We start from the raw sequence: 15,833 nt of genomic DNA, 5'->3' as shown, positions 1-15,833 counted from the left end.
GGTCCGCCGCCATGCACAACCTGTACCCGGATCGGCTGGTTGGCATTACGTTGTGTCCATGTACCCGACGGTCGCCGAAGTCGTCGCCCTCCCGGTGATCCGGCAGGGAAAGCCGCGCCTGGTGGCCGGGTCGGCGGGGTTGTCGCGGCGGGTCCGCTGGGTGCACGTGGCGGAGATCGCGGACATCGCGCCGTTGCTGCGCGGCGGTGAGCTGGTGCTGACGACCGGTGTGATGCTGCCCGACTCGGGCCTCGCCCGCTACGTCGGGGAGCTGGCGGCGGTGGGGTGCGCGGGCCTGGTCGTGGAGCTGGGGCGGCGGTGGCGCGACGACGTGCCCGCCGCCCTGGTCACGGCGGCGGAGCAGCACGGGTTGCCGCTGGTCACCCTCGCCGCCGAGACGCGGTACGTGGCCGTGACGGAGGCGGTGGTGGCGTTGATCGTGGACGCCCAGCTGGCCGAGCTGCGGGCCGCGGAGCAGGTGCACGAGACGTTCACGGCGCTGACGGTCGCGGGTGCCGAGCCGTCCGAGGTGCTGCGCGAGGTGGCGCGCACGTCGGGGCTCGCGGTCGTGCTGGAGACGCTCGGCCACGACGTGCTGGCCTACGACGCGGCCGGGCACGACCCGGTGCTGCTGCTGGATGACTGGGCGGCGCGCTCGCGGGCGGTGGCGGTGGCCGAGCGGACGGCCTACCACGAGGCCTCCGGCTGGCTCGTGACGATCGTCGGCGCGCGCGGCGCGGACTGGGGCCGGCTGGTGCTGGTGTCGCCGGAACCGCCCCCGCACCGGCACGTCGTGGTGGCCGAGCGGGCGGCGTCCGCGCTGGCCGTGCACCGCCTGGTGGCACGCGACCGGGAGTCGCTGGAACGCCAGACGCACCGGACGTTGCTGGCGCAGCTGCTGGGCCAGTCCCCCGCCGCACCCGACCTGGGCGCGCGGGCGGCGGCGCTGGGGGTGCCGCTGGAACGCCGGCAGCTGATCGGCGTGGCGGTCCGGCCGGTGTCCGGCGGGCACGGGCAAACGCTTGCGACGCAGGAGGTCCTGCGCGACCTCGCCGAGGCCACGGCGCTGGCGGGGCGGCGGGTGACGGTCGCGGCACTGGTCGGCGTCGTGGACGACACGTCCGTGCGGGCCCTGCTGTCGGTGCCCGTGACCGTCGGGGTGGAAGGTGTGCTGCGCAAGGTCGCACGCGAGGTCCACCGGACGGCGGCGGGCGCGGTGGTGATCGCCGTGGGCACGACCGTGTCGTCCACAACGGACGTTCGCCGCTCGCTGGGCGAGGCAGCACACGTGGCCGGTGCGGCGTTGCGGGCGCCGGGAACCCAGCTGTACCACCGGCTGGACGACGTGCGGTTGCGCGGTCTGCTGCACCTGCTGCGCGAGGACGAACGGGTGCGCGCGTTCGCGGACCGCGAGCTGGGCCCGTTGCTCGCCCGCGACGCGGCGCAGGGCTCACGTTTGGTGGAGCTGCTGCGGTGCCTGTGCGAGAACGGCGGCAACAAGTCGGCGGCCGCCGCGGCGGCCCACCTCTCCCGCACCGCCTACTACCAGCAGCTGGCCCGGATCGAACAGGTGCTCGGGGTCTCGCTGGAGGACCCGGAGTCGGTGCTGTCGCTCCACGTGGCGCTGCTGGTGCACGAAACGGGCCCGTGACGACTCCGGCACGGGCCCGTCCGCTTCGGGCGCTGCTCAGCCGTTGATCGTCGGCAGGATGCCGGACAGCACGGTGTTGGTGGGCAGGTCCGACAGCTGCGGGGTCTGCAGGCCGCCGAACTGCGAACCGGCGAGCAGCGTCTCCGCGCTCGGGGTGCCGGGCAGCGAACCCAGCTCGGGCGCGACCGGGTTCGCGGCGCTGCGCTCCCGCGGAAGGGCCAGCGTCGCCGTCTTCTCGCCCACCGGCGCGCTCACGGTCGGCAGCTTGACGGCCTTGTCCACCTCGAGGATGTCGACGTGCCGCTTGGCGTCGGAGATCAGCTGGTCCGCGCCGACGTCGGGCACACCACCGTCGAGCACGGGGGCCTCGGCCGCGTTGGCCGTACCCGCGAGCAGCGGGGCCGCACCGGCGGCGAGGAGGGCGGCGGCACGGAGGAGTCCGGAACGAGACACAGTTTTCCTCAATCTGGGTTTGGGGACCGATCTTCGATTTCATCGGCTGTTCCGGTTCGGATGTTTAGGCGCTCGATCGTGTGATCCGGGGGTTGAACCTCACCCCACGGGAGGTCCTACCGTCGTCATGTGACCCGCTGGAGCATCGGTGACCTGGCCAGAGCAAGTGGCCTGACCGTCCGCACCCTTCACCACTACGACGAGATCGCCCTGGTCGTCGCCTCGGAGCGCACGCCGTCCGGTCACCGTCGGTACACACCCGCCGACGTCCGCCGCCTCTATCAGGTGAGATCACTGCGCCAGCTCGGTCTTTCCCTGGAGGAGGTGCGGTCCGCACTGTCCTCTTCGGACTCCCTGCGCCCGCTCTTCGAGGCGCAGCTGGCGGCCCTGACGACCCGAGCGCGGCAGGTGGAGGCGCTGCGCTCGCGGATCGCCGGCCTGCTCACCGAGGACTCACCGGAGTCCCTTCTGTCCACTTTGGAGCTGATGTCCGTGTACGAGAGCTACTTCACCGCAGACCAGCTGTCGGACCTGCGTTCCCGTGCCGCCGAGATGGGCGGCGAGGCCGTGGAGGCGCTGAAGGCCTCGTGGCTCGACCTGGTCTCCCGGCTGCGCGGCCACCTGGCCGACGGCACCCCCGCGACCGACCCCCGCGTGGTCGAGCTGTCCCGGCAGTGGGACGCGCTGGGCGCGCGGTTCACCGGCGACGACCCGGCGGTCAAGGCGGCGGCGCAGCGGTCGTGGGCGGAGAACCGGGCGGCGACCAGCGCGCAGCTCGGGTGGCCCGCGGACGACGGGCTGCTCGACTACCTGGCACAGGCCCGCGCGGCACGCTGAGCAGGTTGCCAGCTGTTGCGCCTTCGCCACCCCGAGCTCCTGCTCCTGGCTCTGCTGGCGTCTGCAAGGAGGGGGGCGGACAAGGCTTCCGGCCAGGTGCTCAGTCCGTTCCGCCTCCCCTGCGATCACGTCCCGTGCTCCGGCGAGGGGGCGCGAGTGACCCGGCCGTACGCCGACGCCGGTAGAAAGGTGCCATGTCCGCTGATGACGACGCCCGCCGCTTGGCCGCCGCCAACCCCACCGGGTGGTTCGAGGACCTGTACGCGGAAGCCGATGCCGGCACGGCCGCCGTCCCCTGGGACAAGAACACCCCGCAACCACACCTGGTCGAGTGGGCCGACGGCGTCGACGGCACCGGCCGCACCGCGCTGGTCGTGGGCTGCGGCTACGGCCGCGACTCCGAGTACCTGGCCACACTCGGCTTCGACGTGACCGCGTTCGACATCTCCCCCAGCGCCATCGCCGCGACCCGCGCGCGGTTCCCGCAGACGAAGGTCTCCTACGAGGTGGCCGACCTGCTCGCCCCGCCGGCCGCGTGGCACCGCGCGTTCGACCTGGTGGTGGAGAACATGACCGTGCAGGCGCTGCCGGTGGCGCTGCACGCTCAGGCCACCGGACGCGTCGCCTCGCTCGTGGGGTCGACGCTGCTGGTGCTGGCCGTAGCGCGGGACGAGGGCCCGGAGCCGGACGGCCCGCCGTGGCCGTTGACGCCGGCCGAGGTCGAGGCGTTCGCGACGGACGGGTTGAGTGCGCGGTCGATCCGGCGCGCGGACGGGCGGTGGGTGGCCGAGTTCGCGCGCTGACCTCGTTCGGGGTCGGATGGCACAATGCCGGGATGAACGAACTGCACGGCAACAACCATGGTCAGGCCGTGCAGGCCACCCAGATCGGCACCGTGAACATCGACGCCGTGCACGCGGCCGCCCCGATGACCGCACTCGCCGGCCTGCCCCCGTCCACCGCTGCCTTCGTCGGCCGCTCCGACGAGTTGGCGGTGCTGGCCGCGACCCGGTTCGTCGTCGTGTCCGGGCTCGCGGGAACCGGCAAGACCGAGCTGGTGCTGCGGCACGCCGAGTGCCAGGAGTTCCCCGGCGGGCGGCTGTTCTGGAACTTCCACGGCTACGACAGGTCTCGGCGCACGACGGCGTCCCACGCCCTCGACTCGTTCCTGCGGTCGCTGGGCGTCGCCGACATCCCGCCCGCCGAGGCGGACAAAGCCGCTCTCTTCCGCTCCCTGGTCGCCGCGCGTGACCGCATGCTGATCGTCCTCGACAACGTGCACACCGCCGCTCAGGTCCGGCCGCTCATCGTCGCGGAACACCAGGTCGTCGTGACGAGCCGCCATCGGCTCACCAGCCTGGACGGAGCGGTCCCGCTCGACCTCGGCGTGCTCGACGCCCCGGCCGCGGCAGAGCTCGTCGGTGACCGCGAGCTGGCCACGTTGTGCGGACGCCTCCCGCTCGCCTTGTCGATCATGCGGGCGCTCAAGGCGAGCGATCCGGACAACGACTGGGCCGCTGACTTCCGCTCGGCGCGACTGGGTTGCTCGTCGACGACGACAGGGACGTCCGGGCCGCGTTCGACCTGTCGTACCAGATGCTTTCACAGCAGCACCAACGGTTCTTCGGCCTGCTCGCCCTGCACCCCGGCGACGAGGTGACCGTCGAAGGAGCCGCCGCGCTCGCCGAGGTCGACCTGATGACGGCGAAGCGCATGCTGCGCGACCTGCGCAACGCGAGTCTCGTGGACCAGCAGAACCGGTTCCACGACCTCATCCGGGACTACGCGCTGCACAGCATCGAAGCCGATCCGGTCGACCTGCGCACCGAAGCCGAAGACCGGCTGGTCCGCCACTTCGGCGAGCGCGCACTCGCCGCTCTGGCCGACGCAGGTCCCGGCAACGTGGAGTGGCTGGAAGCGCATGTGGGGGCACTGATCGCGACAGCGGCCATGGCTCGCCGGTCCGGTCGTCAGGCGGAGTCCCTCGTGCTGGCCTGGGCGCTGGCGGACTTCGCCCGCATCCGATCGGAGTCGCTAGTCTCCCCCGACTCCACAACAACCGGATGGGAAGCAGCTGTTCAGCGTGCGCGAGAGCGGATCGAGGATGCGAAAATCGCTGACCATGCGGCCGATTTCACCGGCAATGAACACGCTTTTGTGAGCTTCCTTATCAATTTCAGCAAAAAGGAGTTCTTCGAGAAATGCGAGAAAATTCGCGACCTCGCGACTGCGGACCGCAACTCAAAGATCGCCAGTTCAGCTTCTCTCATGCTGGCTTTTACGTGGTCGACATTGGGCTGCCCTGACAAGGCTGTCCACCACCTTCAGGACGCGCTTCAGCACCAGGATAGCGTTGAGTCCAACCGCATGCTCATCGCAGGAACTCATCACAGCCTCGCTTCGACACTTCATCGTTTAAATCGCAGCAACGAAGCGGTCTATCACGCACAGAAGGCTCTAGTGATCTTTGAGGACCTCAAAGACACCAAGAAGCAAGATCGACTCCGGAGCATGATCCATGAAATGGAGGAGACGGGCTGCCGCTAAGTGGCCTTGAACTGGCACCTTATGGCCCGTTGCAGGCGCTTAGCGTGAGTCATGCTCGCTCGTCGGTTCACGGCCCGCCTTCTCGACTGGCTCCTCGTGCTGGTCGTGACCTGGCCGCTGGTGCACGAACCGGTGGCCGTGGTGGCCGTCGCCGCTGTCTACGACGCCGCCCTGCTGCACCTCAACACCCTCGGCAAGGCCCTGACCGGCCTGCGCGTCGTCGGTCCCGCCACGGGCTTCCGGAACAAGAGGGTGCTGGCCCGCGCGCTGATCACGACGGCGTTGCCGGGTGCGGGGGTCGCGCTCGTCCTGACCGGCCTCGGGTGGCGCGAGCCGGCGTTCATGGCGGGGCTGGGGTGGCAGCAGCCGTGGGTCGTGGCCGGTGAGCACCTCGGCACCGGGCAGGCGGGGTGGCTGGGGCCGCTGGTGCTGGTCAGCGGGGTGACGCTGCTCGCGTTGTCTGCGGTGGAGAGCCTGGACCTGCGGGGCACGCGGACGTGGCACGACCGGAAGGCGGGCACGGCCGTCGTGCGGGTCAGGGCAGTGCACTCCCACCGAGGCGGTCGCCGATGAACCGCAGCGCCTCCGGCAGCACCCGCCGCCAGTAGTGCACGTCGTGCGCGCCGTGCTCGAACGACCCCACCTGCGCCCGCGCCTTGCGCGCCAGGTCCGCGGCCGCGTCGTGGAACGGGTCCTCCTGCCCGCACCAGATGCCGACGGGCGAGTCGATCGACGTGGCGCGCAGCAGCGGCTCGTTCGCCTCCCACGCCTCGCGTGAGGCGAAGCCGTGGATGCGTTCGGCGTCCTGCCAGGTGGGGAAGACGGCCGGGCTGATCGCCGCCACCGCGCGCAACGGCTGCCTGGTCGCGATGCCGAGCACGCCGAAGCCGCCCATCGAGATGCCCAGCGCGGCGTCGAACGGCACCGGTGGCGTCAGGCCGACCCAGTAGTCGTCGGCGCCGTTGAGGACGGCGAGGCGCAGGCGGAGACCGGAGGCGGCGAGGAACTCGGGCAGGCCCACCTGCTCCCACCACCGCACGCTGCCGCCACGGCCGTGCAGCACGAGCACCACCGGACCGTCACCGCCGCCCATCCACGCACCCCACGGCGCCGGCGTCACGGAGACCGGCGCCACCTCGGGCACCACGCCGTCGGGGCCGGTCCAGCCCAGCAGGCGGCGGCCGCGCGGGGTCAGGGCACCGGCCACTCCGGCGGCTCCGAGCGCGCCGGCTCCCCCGAGCAGCAGCGCGCGGCGCGAGATCCCCATGGGACGAGTCTTCCACGCAACGCACACAATGTGCGCCGATCATGCGAAGCGTGGACACTCTGACACTGCCACGCATACAGCGGTGGACCCAGGATTCCGGGATGGAACCGACCGCGTTCGCGTTGTTTCAGCAGCGTAACAGGGGGTTGAACGATGGCAGTTGAGGCCTCATCGCCCCAGGTCACACCCGATGGCCGCGTCGAGCTCAGCGATGTGCGTCCCATCCAGGACAGCAGGTTCTACAACCCCGAGCTCGCGCCCGTGCCGGTCGAGCAGCGGACGTGGTCGACGTACAACTTCTTCGCGCTGTGGATGGGCATGGCGCACAACATCCCCAGCTACACGCTTGCCGCGAGCCTGATCGCGCTGGGGATGGACTGGGTGCAGGCGTTCCTCACGATCACGCTCGGCAACCTGGTCGTGCTGGTCCCGATGCTGCTGAACAGCCACGCGGGCACGAAGTACGGCATCCCGTTCCCGGTGTTCGCGCGGGCCTTCTACGGCATCCGCGGCGCGAACCTGGTGGCGTTGCTGCGGGCGTTCATCGCGTGCGCGTGGTTCGGCATCCAGACGTGGGTGGGCGGCAAGGCGCTGCACGTCATCATCGGCCGACTGGCCGGCGAGGGGTGGACAGGAGCGTCCGAAGTGGGCGGTCAGCCGTGGACGCTGTGGTTGTGCTTCCTCGGTTTCTGGGTCGTGCAGATGCTGGTGATCTGGCGCGGCATGGAGGCGATCCGGCGGTTCGAGAACTGGACGGCGCCGCTGGTGAGCGTCGGCTTCCTGGTCCTGCTGGGGTACGTGCTGGTCAAGGCGGGCGGGTTCGGGCCGATCCTGCAGACCGGCAGCAAGCTCGGCTGGGGACCGGACTTCTGGAAGGTGTTCTTCCCCGCGCTGATGGGCATGATCGCGTTCTGGTCGACGCTCAGCCTCAACATGCCGGACTTCACCCGGTTCGGCGGCAGCCAGCGCAAGCAGGTGACCGGGCAGGTCCTCGGGCTGCCGACCACGATGTCGTTCATCGCGATCGTCGCGATCCTCACGACGTCGGGCGCGCAGGCGCTCTACGGCGAGGCGATCTGGGACCCGGCGGACCTCGCGTCCCGGTTCGACAGCACGCCGCTCGTGCTGGTCGCACTGATCTCGCTGGTGCTCGCGACGATCTCGGCGAACCTCGCGGCGAACGTGGTCAGCCCCTCCTACGACTTCTCGAACGCGTTCCCGCGGCGCATCACGTTCGCGGTCGGCGGCCTGATCACCGGTGTGGTCGGCATCCTGATCCAGCCGTGGCGGCTGATCTCCGACCCGAGCATCTACATCTTCGCGTGGCTCGGGTTCTACGGCGGCCTGCTGGCGAGCGTGGCCGGCGTGTTCGTGGCCGGGTACTGGGTGATCAAGAAGACCCGGTTGCACCTGGAGGACCTCTACCTCGACGGGCGCGGCGCGTACTGGTTCAACGGCGGCTGGAACTGGCGGGCCGTGGTGGCGACGCTGGCCGGCGGCGTGCTCGCGGTCGGCGGCGCCCACGGCGGGCCGTTCCCCGCGGACGGGCTCATCCCGTTCCTCAAGCCGCTCTACGACTACAACTGGGTCGTCGGCTTCGCCGCCGGCTTCCTGGTTTTCCTCGCACTCAAGGACACCAAGGCGAAGGAGACGACCAGGTGAGCAACGTCATCCGGGCGGCGCTCGTCCAGCAGAAGTGGACGGGCGACAAGGAGTCGATGATCGCGAACGCGGTCGAGCACATCCGCACCGCCGCATCGCAGGGCGCACAGGTCCTGTGTCTCCAGGAGCTCTTCTACGGCCCGTACTTCTGCCAGGTGCAGGACGCGGACTTCTACTCCTACACCGAGGAGATCCCGGACGGCCCCACGACGGAGCTGATGAAGGAGGTCGCCGCGCAGAACAACATCGTGCTGATCGTGCCGATGTACGAGGTGGAGCAGCCGGGCGTGTACTACAACACCGCCGCGGTGATCGACGCCGACGGCACCTACCTCGGAAAGTACCGCAAGAACCACATCCCGCAGGTCAAGGGCTTCTGGGAGAAGTTCTACTTCAAGCCGGGCAACCTCGGGTACCCGGTGTTCGACACCGTCGTGGGCCGCATCGGCGTCTACATCTGCTACGAGCGCCACTTCCCCGAGGGCTGGCGCGCGCTCGGCCTCGCTGGCGCGAAGATCGTGTTCAACCCGTCGGCGACGTCGCGGTCGCTGTCGGAGTACCTGTGGAGGCTGGAGCAGCCCGCCGCGGCCGTGGCGAACGAGTACTTCGTCGGCGCCATCAACCGGGTCGGCGTGGAACCGCTGGGCGACAACGAGTTCTACGGCCAGACGTACTTCGTCTCGCCGCGCGGGCAGCTCGTCGGCGAGGCCGCTTCGGACACCGAGGAGGAGCTCGTGGTGCGCGACCTCGACCTCGACCTGCTCACCGAGGTCCGCGACACGTGGGCGTTCTACCGCGACCGCCGCCCGGACACCTACGAGGGCCTGGTGACGCCGTGAGCGTCCTGGTCAAGAACGGCCTGGTGATCAACGCGACCGGTTCGCACGCCGCGGACGTGCTGATCGACGGCGAGCACATCGCCGCCCTCGTGACGCCCGGTTTCCCCGTCCAGGCGGACGAGGTGGTCGACGCGGCCGGGAAGTACGTGATCCCCGGCGGCATCGACGTGCACACGCACATGGAGATGCCGTTCGGCGGCACGCAGTCCGCCGACACGTTCGAGACCGGCACGACCGCGGCGGCGTGGGGCGGCACCACCACGATCGTCGACTTCGCCGTGCAGCCCAAGGGTTCCTCGTTGCTGTCCACACTGGACAGGTGGCATGCCAAGGCCGACGGCAACTGCGCGGTCGACTACGGCTTCCACATGATCATCTCTGACGTGAACGACCAGTCGCTCAAGGAGGTGGAGTCCTGCATCGCTCAGGGCGTGAACAGCTTCAAGATGTTCATGGCCTACCCCGGTGTCTTCTACGCCACCGACGGCGAGATCCTGCGCGCCATGCAGAAGGCCCGCGAGACCGGTGCCACGATCATGATGCACGCGGAGAACGGCATCGCGATCGACCAGCTCGTCGCGCAGGCGCTGGCGAACGGCCTGGGCGACCCGGTGCAGCACGGCCTGACCCGCCCGCCGGAGCTGGAGGGCGAGGCCACGTCCCGCGCCATCCAGCTGGCCCGCGTCACCGGTGCTCCGTTGTACGTCGTGCACCTGTCGGCAGCGCAGGCGCTGGACGCCGTCACGGCCGCGCGGGACACCGGCCAGAACGTGTTCGCGGAGACGTGCCCGCAGTACCTGTACCTGTCGCTGGAGGACATGGCCCGGCCCGGTTTCGAAGGTGCGAAGTACGTGGCGTCGCCGCCGTTGCGCCCCAAGGAGCACCAGTCGTCGCTGTGGCGGGGCCTGCGGACGAACGACCTGTCCGTCGTGAGCACCGACCACTGCCCGTTCTGCTTCAAGGACCAGAAGCAGCTGGGCGTCGGCGACTTCTCCAAGATCCCCAACGGCATGCCCGGCGTCGAGCACCGCGTCGACCTGCTGCACCAGGGCGTGGTGAAGGGCGAGATCACCCGCGAGCGCTGGGTGGAGATCGTGTCGACGACGCCGGCGCGCATGTTCGGCATGTACCCGCGCAAGGGCGTGATCGCACCGGGAGCCGACGCGGACGTGGTGGTCTACGACCCGTCGGCCACGCAGACGATCTCCGCGGAGACCCACCACATGGCCGTGGACTACTCGGCCTACGAGGGCTTCGAGGTCACCGGCCGCGTGGACACGGTGTTCTCCCGCGGCCGCAAGGTGGTTTCGGACGGCGCCTACCGCGGTTCGACGGGCCACGGCCGCTTCGTGTCGCGTGACCTCAACCAGTACCTCGTCTGAGAGGAGTCCGTCGTGGACTTCGGTGTAGTGCTGCAGACCGACCCGCCGGCACGGGACGTGGTGGAGGGCCTCCGCGCGGCCGAGGACTGCGGTTTCCGCTACGGCTGGACGTTCGACTCCTGCGTGCTGTGGCAGGAGCCGTTCGTCATCTACTCGCAGGTCCTGGCCGCCACCCGCGACCTCGTCGTCGGCCCGATGGTCACCAACCCGTCCACCCGCGACTGGTCGGTGACGGCGTCGTTGTTCGCGACCTTGAACGACATGTTCGGCAACCGCACGGTCTGCGGCATCGGCCGCGGCGACTCGGCCCGCCGCGTGATCGGCCAGAAGCCCTCCTCGCTGGCCACCCTGGGCTCCGCGATGCACGTGATCAAGGAACTGGCCGAGGGCCGTTCCGTGGAACACCACGGCACGGCGGTGCAGATCCCGTGGGTGCGCAACGGAAAGCTCGAAGTGTGGATGGCCGCCTACGGTCCGCGCGCGCTGAAGATGGTCGGTGAGCAGGCCGACGGGTTCATCCTGCAGACCGCGGACCCGGACATCGCCCGCTGGACGATCGGCTCGGTGCGCGAGGCGGCCGTCGCGGCGGGCAGGGACTCGTCCGCCATCACGATGTGCGTGGCGGCCCCCGCGTACGTCGGGACGGACCTGGCGCACCAGCGGGACCAGCTGCGGTGGTTCGGCGGGATGGTCGGCAACCACGTCGCGGACCTCGTCGCGCGGTACGGGGACTCGGGCGCGGTGCCGAAGGCGCTCACCGACTACATCAAGGACCGCGAGGGCTACGACTACTCCCACCACGGCAAGGCGGGCAACCGGTCCACGGACTTCGTGCCGGACGCGATCGTGGACCGGTTCTGCCTCGTGGGACCGGAGTCGGCGCACGTGGAACGGTTGCAGGAGCTGAAGGAGATCGGGGTCGACAACTTCGCGCTGTACCTGATGCACGACGAGAAGGACAAGACGCGCGACGCCTACGGGTCGTCGGTGATCCCAGCGGTGTGAGCTGACCTGCGGCGATCCAGAACTGTCAGACCCCGCCGCTACCGTTGCCCCCATGACCACAACGCTGGAAGTCGTGTACTGCGAGGGCTGGGACCCCGACCGGAGGGAGGTCTCGGGCCGGTTGCCGGTGGCGGTCGCACGGGAGCGCGACCGCGCCGGTGAGCAGTACGCGTTCTGCTTGGTGGAGCCGGAAACGGGCCGTGTCACCGTGGTGGCCGAGATCGCGTGGGGCGTCCACTTCGCACGGTGGTGGTTCCTCGACCCGCAGGGCAGACGCCGGCGGATGCACGAGTACCGGGTGCTCGACGGGCGGCTGTTCCTGCTGCGTGGTCGCGAGTGGACCTACTGGGACGACGAGCAGCCCGAGTTCGACGACGGCTGCGGGTTCGCCCAGGTCACCTACTCCCCCGACGGCGACGTGAAGCGGGTGGAGCGCCCGAACGGCAAGCGCGGCGGTTCGCGGAGCGACTGGCAGCAGGAGGACGTCAGCGGGTGCTACGGGGAGGTGCCCGCGTTCTCCGACTGGGCCGGGCTGTCCTCGGCCGATGACGTGGAGCTGGAGCTGGTGCCGGTGGACGTCGCGGAGCAGGAGCCGGCCGATCCGCCGTGGCAGCCCTCGGCACCGCTGCGTCCGCTGGGGATCGACGGCGCGTTCCGGGCGGGGACGCGCTGGACGCTGCCGCGCAGGGACGAGACCGTGGTGGTCGAGCTGGTGGCCGGTGGCACGGTTCGGATGCCGAGCGGCCAGGTGGTCGCGGCGGACCCCTCGTACCTCGGCACGAGCCAGCCGTTCTCGACCGCGGTCGCGCCGGGCGACTACCCGGTCGAGCTGTCGGTGGTGCGGTTCGCGGACCAGCCGGACCACACCCGTGTCGCGGCGGCCAGGCTGGTGGTGTCCCCGGCGCCGGTCGTGTCGTGGGAGCCGGCGCTCAAGGAGGGCCAGGACGTGGTGGTGCTCGGCGAGGGCGAGTTCTACGGCTTCGGCGTCGACGGCGGCGTGGGCTGTTTCACGGACGCCGCGGCGTGCACCGCGCTGGCCGAGCTGATCGAGGAGTCGCAGGAGGCCGAGGACCTGCTGATGACCCCGATGGGCCCGAAGACGGCGGTGCTGACCGAGCCGACGTCGGGCGCCACACTGGTCGCCTACCACTCGGGCTGGGGCGACGGCACGTACCCGGTGTGGATCGGCCGGTCGGCGGACGGCGAGGTGGCGTGCTTCGTGGCGGACATGCTCGTCCTGCGGCAGGCCACGGAGGCCTTACCCGACGCTGTCGGCGCGGAGCGCTAGGCCGCCAGCGGGCCCGCGCGGGTCTGGCGGTCCCGCTCGCTTGCGGCGACGCGACGGGGTTCTTGCCCGACACCGTTGCCGCGGAGCGCCAGACTCTTGGCGGATAGTGCGGACCTGGTGTTCCGCTCGCCCACCGCGAGCGCGGGCAGCATCCGCCAGCTGTGCCGGGCAAACGGCCGTCTGTGGCGGCCACGCTCGTCCCGCGCTGGGCCACGAAGGCCTTGTTCGACGCCACCGCCGCGGATCGCCAGGTGCCGTTGCCGCCCAGCCCCAGGCACAGCCGAGCCGTCAGCGGATCGTGTGGGTTTGGTGTTCCGCTCGCCCGCCGCGGCGCGCGGAACAGCTCCGCCCGACGGACCGGGCAGACGCCCTCCGCAGCAGCGACGCTCGTCCTGCGTTGGGCTGCGGAGGCATTGGCCGACGCCGCCGCCCAGCGCCTGGCACGGCCAAGCGGTCAGCGGATCGTGCGGGTCTGGCCGTCCCACTCGCCCGCCGCGAGCGCGGGCAGCAGCTCCGCCAGCTGCACCGGGTAGACGGTGTCCTCGGTGGCGGCCAGCTCCTCCGCGGTCCACCAGCGGAACGCGGAGATGCTGGTCTCCTCGACGTCGTTGAACCCGGACAGGTCCACGGTGAACTCGGGAACGGAGGTGTAGAAGAACCACTCCTCGGCGTCGAACGTCTGCCCGGCGAAGCTGAACACCGCGCGCCGCCGCCACACCGGCCCGACCAGGTCGTCGGCGGCGAGCCGCAGGCCGGTCTCCTCGAACGCCTCGCGCAGTGCCGTGTCGCGCAGCTCCTCGTCCTTCTCGACGCCACCGCCGACCGTGAACCAGAAGAGCTCCTGGGGCCGGGCGGGGTCGAAGCCCTGGAAGAGCAGCACGCGGCCGGCGGGGTCGGTGAGCACGATGCGGGCGGACGGGCGCGGCGTCAGCATCACCGCGTCGGAGGGCGCGGTGGGTTCGGCGATCTCGAAGTAGGACGGCTGCGGTGCGGTGCCGGCCAGACGCAGCCAGCGGACGATGCGCCGGCGGCGCTGCAGCAGCGTGTCGCGGACGGCGTCGTTGTGGACCCGGCGGGCGAGCACGACGCGTTCCTCGGCGTCAGCCAGTTCAGCGAGCGCGGCAGGAGGGAGGGACGAACGGTCGAGCGCACCCAGGAGTCCGGACAGCTCGTTCTCGGCCATCTCGCGGTCGGCACGTGAGGCGGCCTCGGCACGGGAGGCCGCGGCGGACAGCGAGGGGTCGAGCAGAGCACGCGTCACGACGGCGCGGCGGGCCAAGGCGGCGTCGAGGGCGGCCCAGGCGGCATCGGTGCGGACGTGGAGGCGGTCGAGGCGGTTGGCGATCGCCAGGATCCAGGCGGCCAGCACCAGTGCGATGACGATGGCGACGACGACGGTGGTCATGGGGCGCTCACCTGGGTGGTGGGGTCCGCGACCGCGCGGCCGGTGCCGTCGCGGCGGAGGCTCGGCGCAGCGGTCGGGAGCGCAGCCATCGCACCCGCTGTGCGACGGCAGAGGTGGGGGCTCGGCGCAGCGGTCGAAAGCGCGGCCAACGCAGCCGCGGTGCGACGGCAGAGGCGGTGGCCGCGAGCGGGACGGCGGCCGTGTGCACCGGCGGACGCGGCACCCGCCACGGCCGGAGCGACGGACGCCACCCGAGCCGTGGCAGCCGGAACAGCGGCAGCCCGAGCCGCGGCGGCCGGAACCGCGACCACGCGGGCACCCGGCACCGCGAGCGGGCAGCGGTCGGCGCGGGTCATGCCTCGGCCACCCGACGCGGGTCGGCGGCGATGGCGGTCTCGTACACGCGCAGGACCTGGCTGGCGACCACGGACCAGTCGAAGGTCTGCACGCGGTCGGAGGCGGCGGCCACGTACTCGGCGCGCAGCGCGGTGTCGCGCAGGACGGAGCGGAGGGCGTCGGCCAGGGCCGCGGCGTCGCCGACCGGGAACAGCGCGCCGGCCTTGCCGTCGTCGAGGACTCGGCGGAAGGCGTCGAGGTCGGAGGCGACGACCGCGGTGCCCGCCGACATGGCTTCGGTGAGGATGATGCCGAAGGACTCGCCGCCGGTGTTCGGGGCGACGTAGACGTCGATGCTGCGCAGCATGCGGGCCTTGTCCTCGTCGCTGACCTGGCCGAGCAGGTCGACGCGGGCGGCGAGGGGGCCGGTGAGCTCGTGTTCGCCGCGGCCGACGACGAGCAGGCGGAGGTCGGGGAACTCGTCGGCGATCAGGCCGAAGGCCTCCCAGAGGATCGGCATGCCCTTGCGGGGCTCGTCGTAGCGGCCGACGAAGCCGATGGTGCCGCCGGGGCGCGGGTAGCCGTCCAAAGTGGAGGCGGAGGCGAAGAAGTCGACGTCGACGCCGTTCGGGATCTCCACGGCGTCGCCGCCGAGGTGTTCGACCTGGACGCGGCGGGCCAGTGCGGAGACGGCGATGCGGGCGGTGACCTTCTCCAGGAACGGCTGCAGCACGCCCTGGAACGCGGCCAGCATCTTCGAGCGCGGCGTGGAGGTGTGGAAGGTGGCGACGATCGGACCGTCGGCGACCACCAGTGCCAGGAACGACAGGGACGGGGCCGTCGGCTCGTGCAGGTGCAGCACGTCGAAGGAGTGCTCGTCGATCCAGCGGCGCACGCGCGCGTAGGACACCGGGCCGAACGACAGGCGTGCGACGGAGCCGTTGTAGGGGATGCCGACGGCGCGGCCCGCGGAGGTGACGAACGGGGGCAGCGACTGGTCGTCGTCGGCGGGGGCGAGGACGTTCACCTCGTGGCCCAGGCCGATCAGGGCGCGGGCCAGGTCGACGACGTGGGCCTGCACTCCGCCGGGCACGTCCAACGAGTACGGGCAGACGATTCCGATCTTCACCGGGGCACGACCTCCACCTGGGCGGGATCCCG

15 protein-coding genes are annotated in these 15,833 nt (G+C 71.0%); 11 read left to right on the top strand and 4 right to left on the bottom strand.

Annotation, left to right across the window (positions count from 1 at the left end):
• Window positions 1-58 precede the first annotated feature (58 nt).
• Window positions 59-1,651, top strand: coding sequence for a PucR family transcriptional regulator (locus tag ACVDFE_RS18210; protein ID WP_458431175.1), 1,593 nt, complete (start codon window positions 59-61; stop codon window positions 1,649-1,651).
• A 36-nt stretch (window positions 1,652-1,687) separates the two neighbouring features.
• On the opposite strand, the gene ACVDFE_RS18205 is transcribed toward ACVDFE_RS18210, so the two are convergent.
• Entirely contained in the window at window positions 1,688-2,104 is a 417-nt protein-coding gene (locus ACVDFE_RS18205) for a hypothetical protein (protein WP_360391569.1), read from the bottom strand.
• Between the two features lie 129 nt (window positions 2,105-2,233).
• On the opposite strand from ACVDFE_RS18205, the gene ACVDFE_RS18200 reads away from it, so the two are divergent.
• The 5 genes from ACVDFE_RS18200 to ACVDFE_RS18180 all read left to right on the top strand — a co-directional run bounded on the left by ACVDFE_RS18200 (window position 2,234) and on the right by ACVDFE_RS18180 (window position 6,061).
• Window positions 2,234-2,941, top strand: coding sequence for a MerR family transcriptional regulator (locus tag ACVDFE_RS18200; RefSeq protein ID WP_458431174.1), 708 nt, complete (start codon window positions 2,234-2,236; stop codon window positions 2,939-2,941).
• A 194-nt stretch (window positions 2,942-3,135) separates the two neighbouring features.
• A complete protein-coding gene (locus tag ACVDFE_RS18195; RefSeq protein ID WP_458431173.1) occupies window positions 3,136-3,744 on the top strand; it encodes a class I SAM-dependent methyltransferase in 609 nt (202 codons plus the stop codon).
• A gap of 32 nt (window positions 3,745-3,776) precedes the next feature.
• The gene (locus tag ACVDFE_RS18190; protein ID WP_458431172.1) at window positions 3,777-4,601 is read left to right on the top strand and encodes a hypothetical protein; all 825 of its coding nucleotides are present in this window, start codon (window positions 3,777-3,779) and stop codon (window positions 4,599-4,601) included.
• Window positions 4,538-5,488 carry a hypothetical protein gene (locus ACVDFE_RS18185; RefSeq protein ID WP_458431171.1) on the top strand — a complete coding sequence of 317 codons (951 nt, stop codon included), beginning with the start codon at window positions 4,538-4,540 and terminating at the stop codon, window positions 5,486-5,488. Before ACVDFE_RS18190 ends, ACVDFE_RS18185 begins: the two co-directional genes overlap by 64 nt.
• Window positions 5,489-5,539: 51 nt before the next feature.
• Entirely contained in the window at window positions 5,540-6,061 is a 522-nt protein-coding gene (locus ACVDFE_RS18180) for a hypothetical protein (RefSeq protein WP_458431170.1), read from the top strand.
• Here the strand turns inward: ACVDFE_RS18180 and ACVDFE_RS18175 are convergent.
• Entirely contained in the window at window positions 6,024-6,755 is a 732-nt protein-coding gene (locus tag ACVDFE_RS18175; protein ID WP_458431169.1) for an alpha/beta hydrolase-fold protein, read from the bottom strand. The genes ACVDFE_RS18180 and ACVDFE_RS18175 overlap by 38 nt on opposite strands.
• 153 nt (window positions 6,756-6,908) lie before the next feature.
• Here ACVDFE_RS18175 and ACVDFE_RS18170 point away from each other — a divergent pair, with 153 nt between their 5' ends.
• Genes ACVDFE_RS18170 through ACVDFE_RS18150 form a run of 5 tightly spaced genes read left to right on the top strand, consistent with a single transcriptional unit; the run spans window position 6,909 to window position 12,931 of the window.
• Entirely contained in the window at window positions 6,909-8,417 is a 1,509-nt protein-coding gene (locus tag ACVDFE_RS18170; protein ID WP_360391585.1) for an NCS1 family nucleobase:cation symporter-1, read from the top strand.
• Window positions 8,414-9,256, top strand: a complete 843-nt coding sequence (locus ACVDFE_RS18165; protein ID WP_458431168.1) for a nitrilase-related carbon-nitrogen hydrolase — start codon at window positions 8,414-8,416, stop codon at window positions 9,254-9,256. Before ACVDFE_RS18170 ends, ACVDFE_RS18165 begins: the two co-directional genes overlap by 4 nt.
• Window positions 9,253-10,638, top strand: a complete 1,386-nt coding sequence (hydA, locus tag ACVDFE_RS18160; RefSeq protein WP_458431167.1) for a dihydropyrimidinase — start codon at window positions 9,253-9,255, stop codon at window positions 10,636-10,638. Before ACVDFE_RS18165 ends, hydA begins: the two co-directional genes overlap by 4 nt.
• Window positions 10,639-10,650: 12 nt before the next feature.
• Window positions 10,651-11,643: a TIGR03842 family LLM class F420-dependent oxidoreductase gene (locus ACVDFE_RS18155; protein WP_458431166.1), complete on the top strand. Its 993-nt coding sequence runs from the start codon at window positions 10,651-10,653 to the stop codon at window positions 11,641-11,643.
• A 52-nt stretch (window positions 11,644-11,695) separates the two neighbouring features.
• Entirely contained in the window at window positions 11,696-12,931 is a 1,236-nt protein-coding gene (locus ACVDFE_RS18150; protein ID WP_458431165.1) for a DUF4241 domain-containing protein, read from the top strand.
• Between the two features lie 454 nt (window positions 12,932-13,385).
• On the opposite strand, the gene ACVDFE_RS18145 is transcribed toward ACVDFE_RS18150, so the two are convergent.
• A complete protein-coding gene (locus ACVDFE_RS18145) occupies window positions 13,386-14,336 on the bottom strand; it encodes an NUDIX hydrolase (protein WP_360391599.1) in 951 nt (316 codons plus the stop codon).
• Between the two features lie 352 nt (window positions 14,337-14,688).
• Window positions 14,689-15,801, bottom strand: coding sequence for a glycosyltransferase family 4 protein (locus tag ACVDFE_RS18140; RefSeq protein WP_360391605.1), 1,113 nt, complete (start codon window positions 15,799-15,801; stop codon window positions 14,689-14,691).
• Window positions 15,802-15,833: the final 32 nt, after the last annotated feature.

This window comes from Lentzea chajnantorensis (assembly GCF_054300775.1).
The sequence above is the reverse complement of the archived record's forward strand: the minus strand, read 5'-3'. Positions and strand labels throughout refer to the sequence as shown.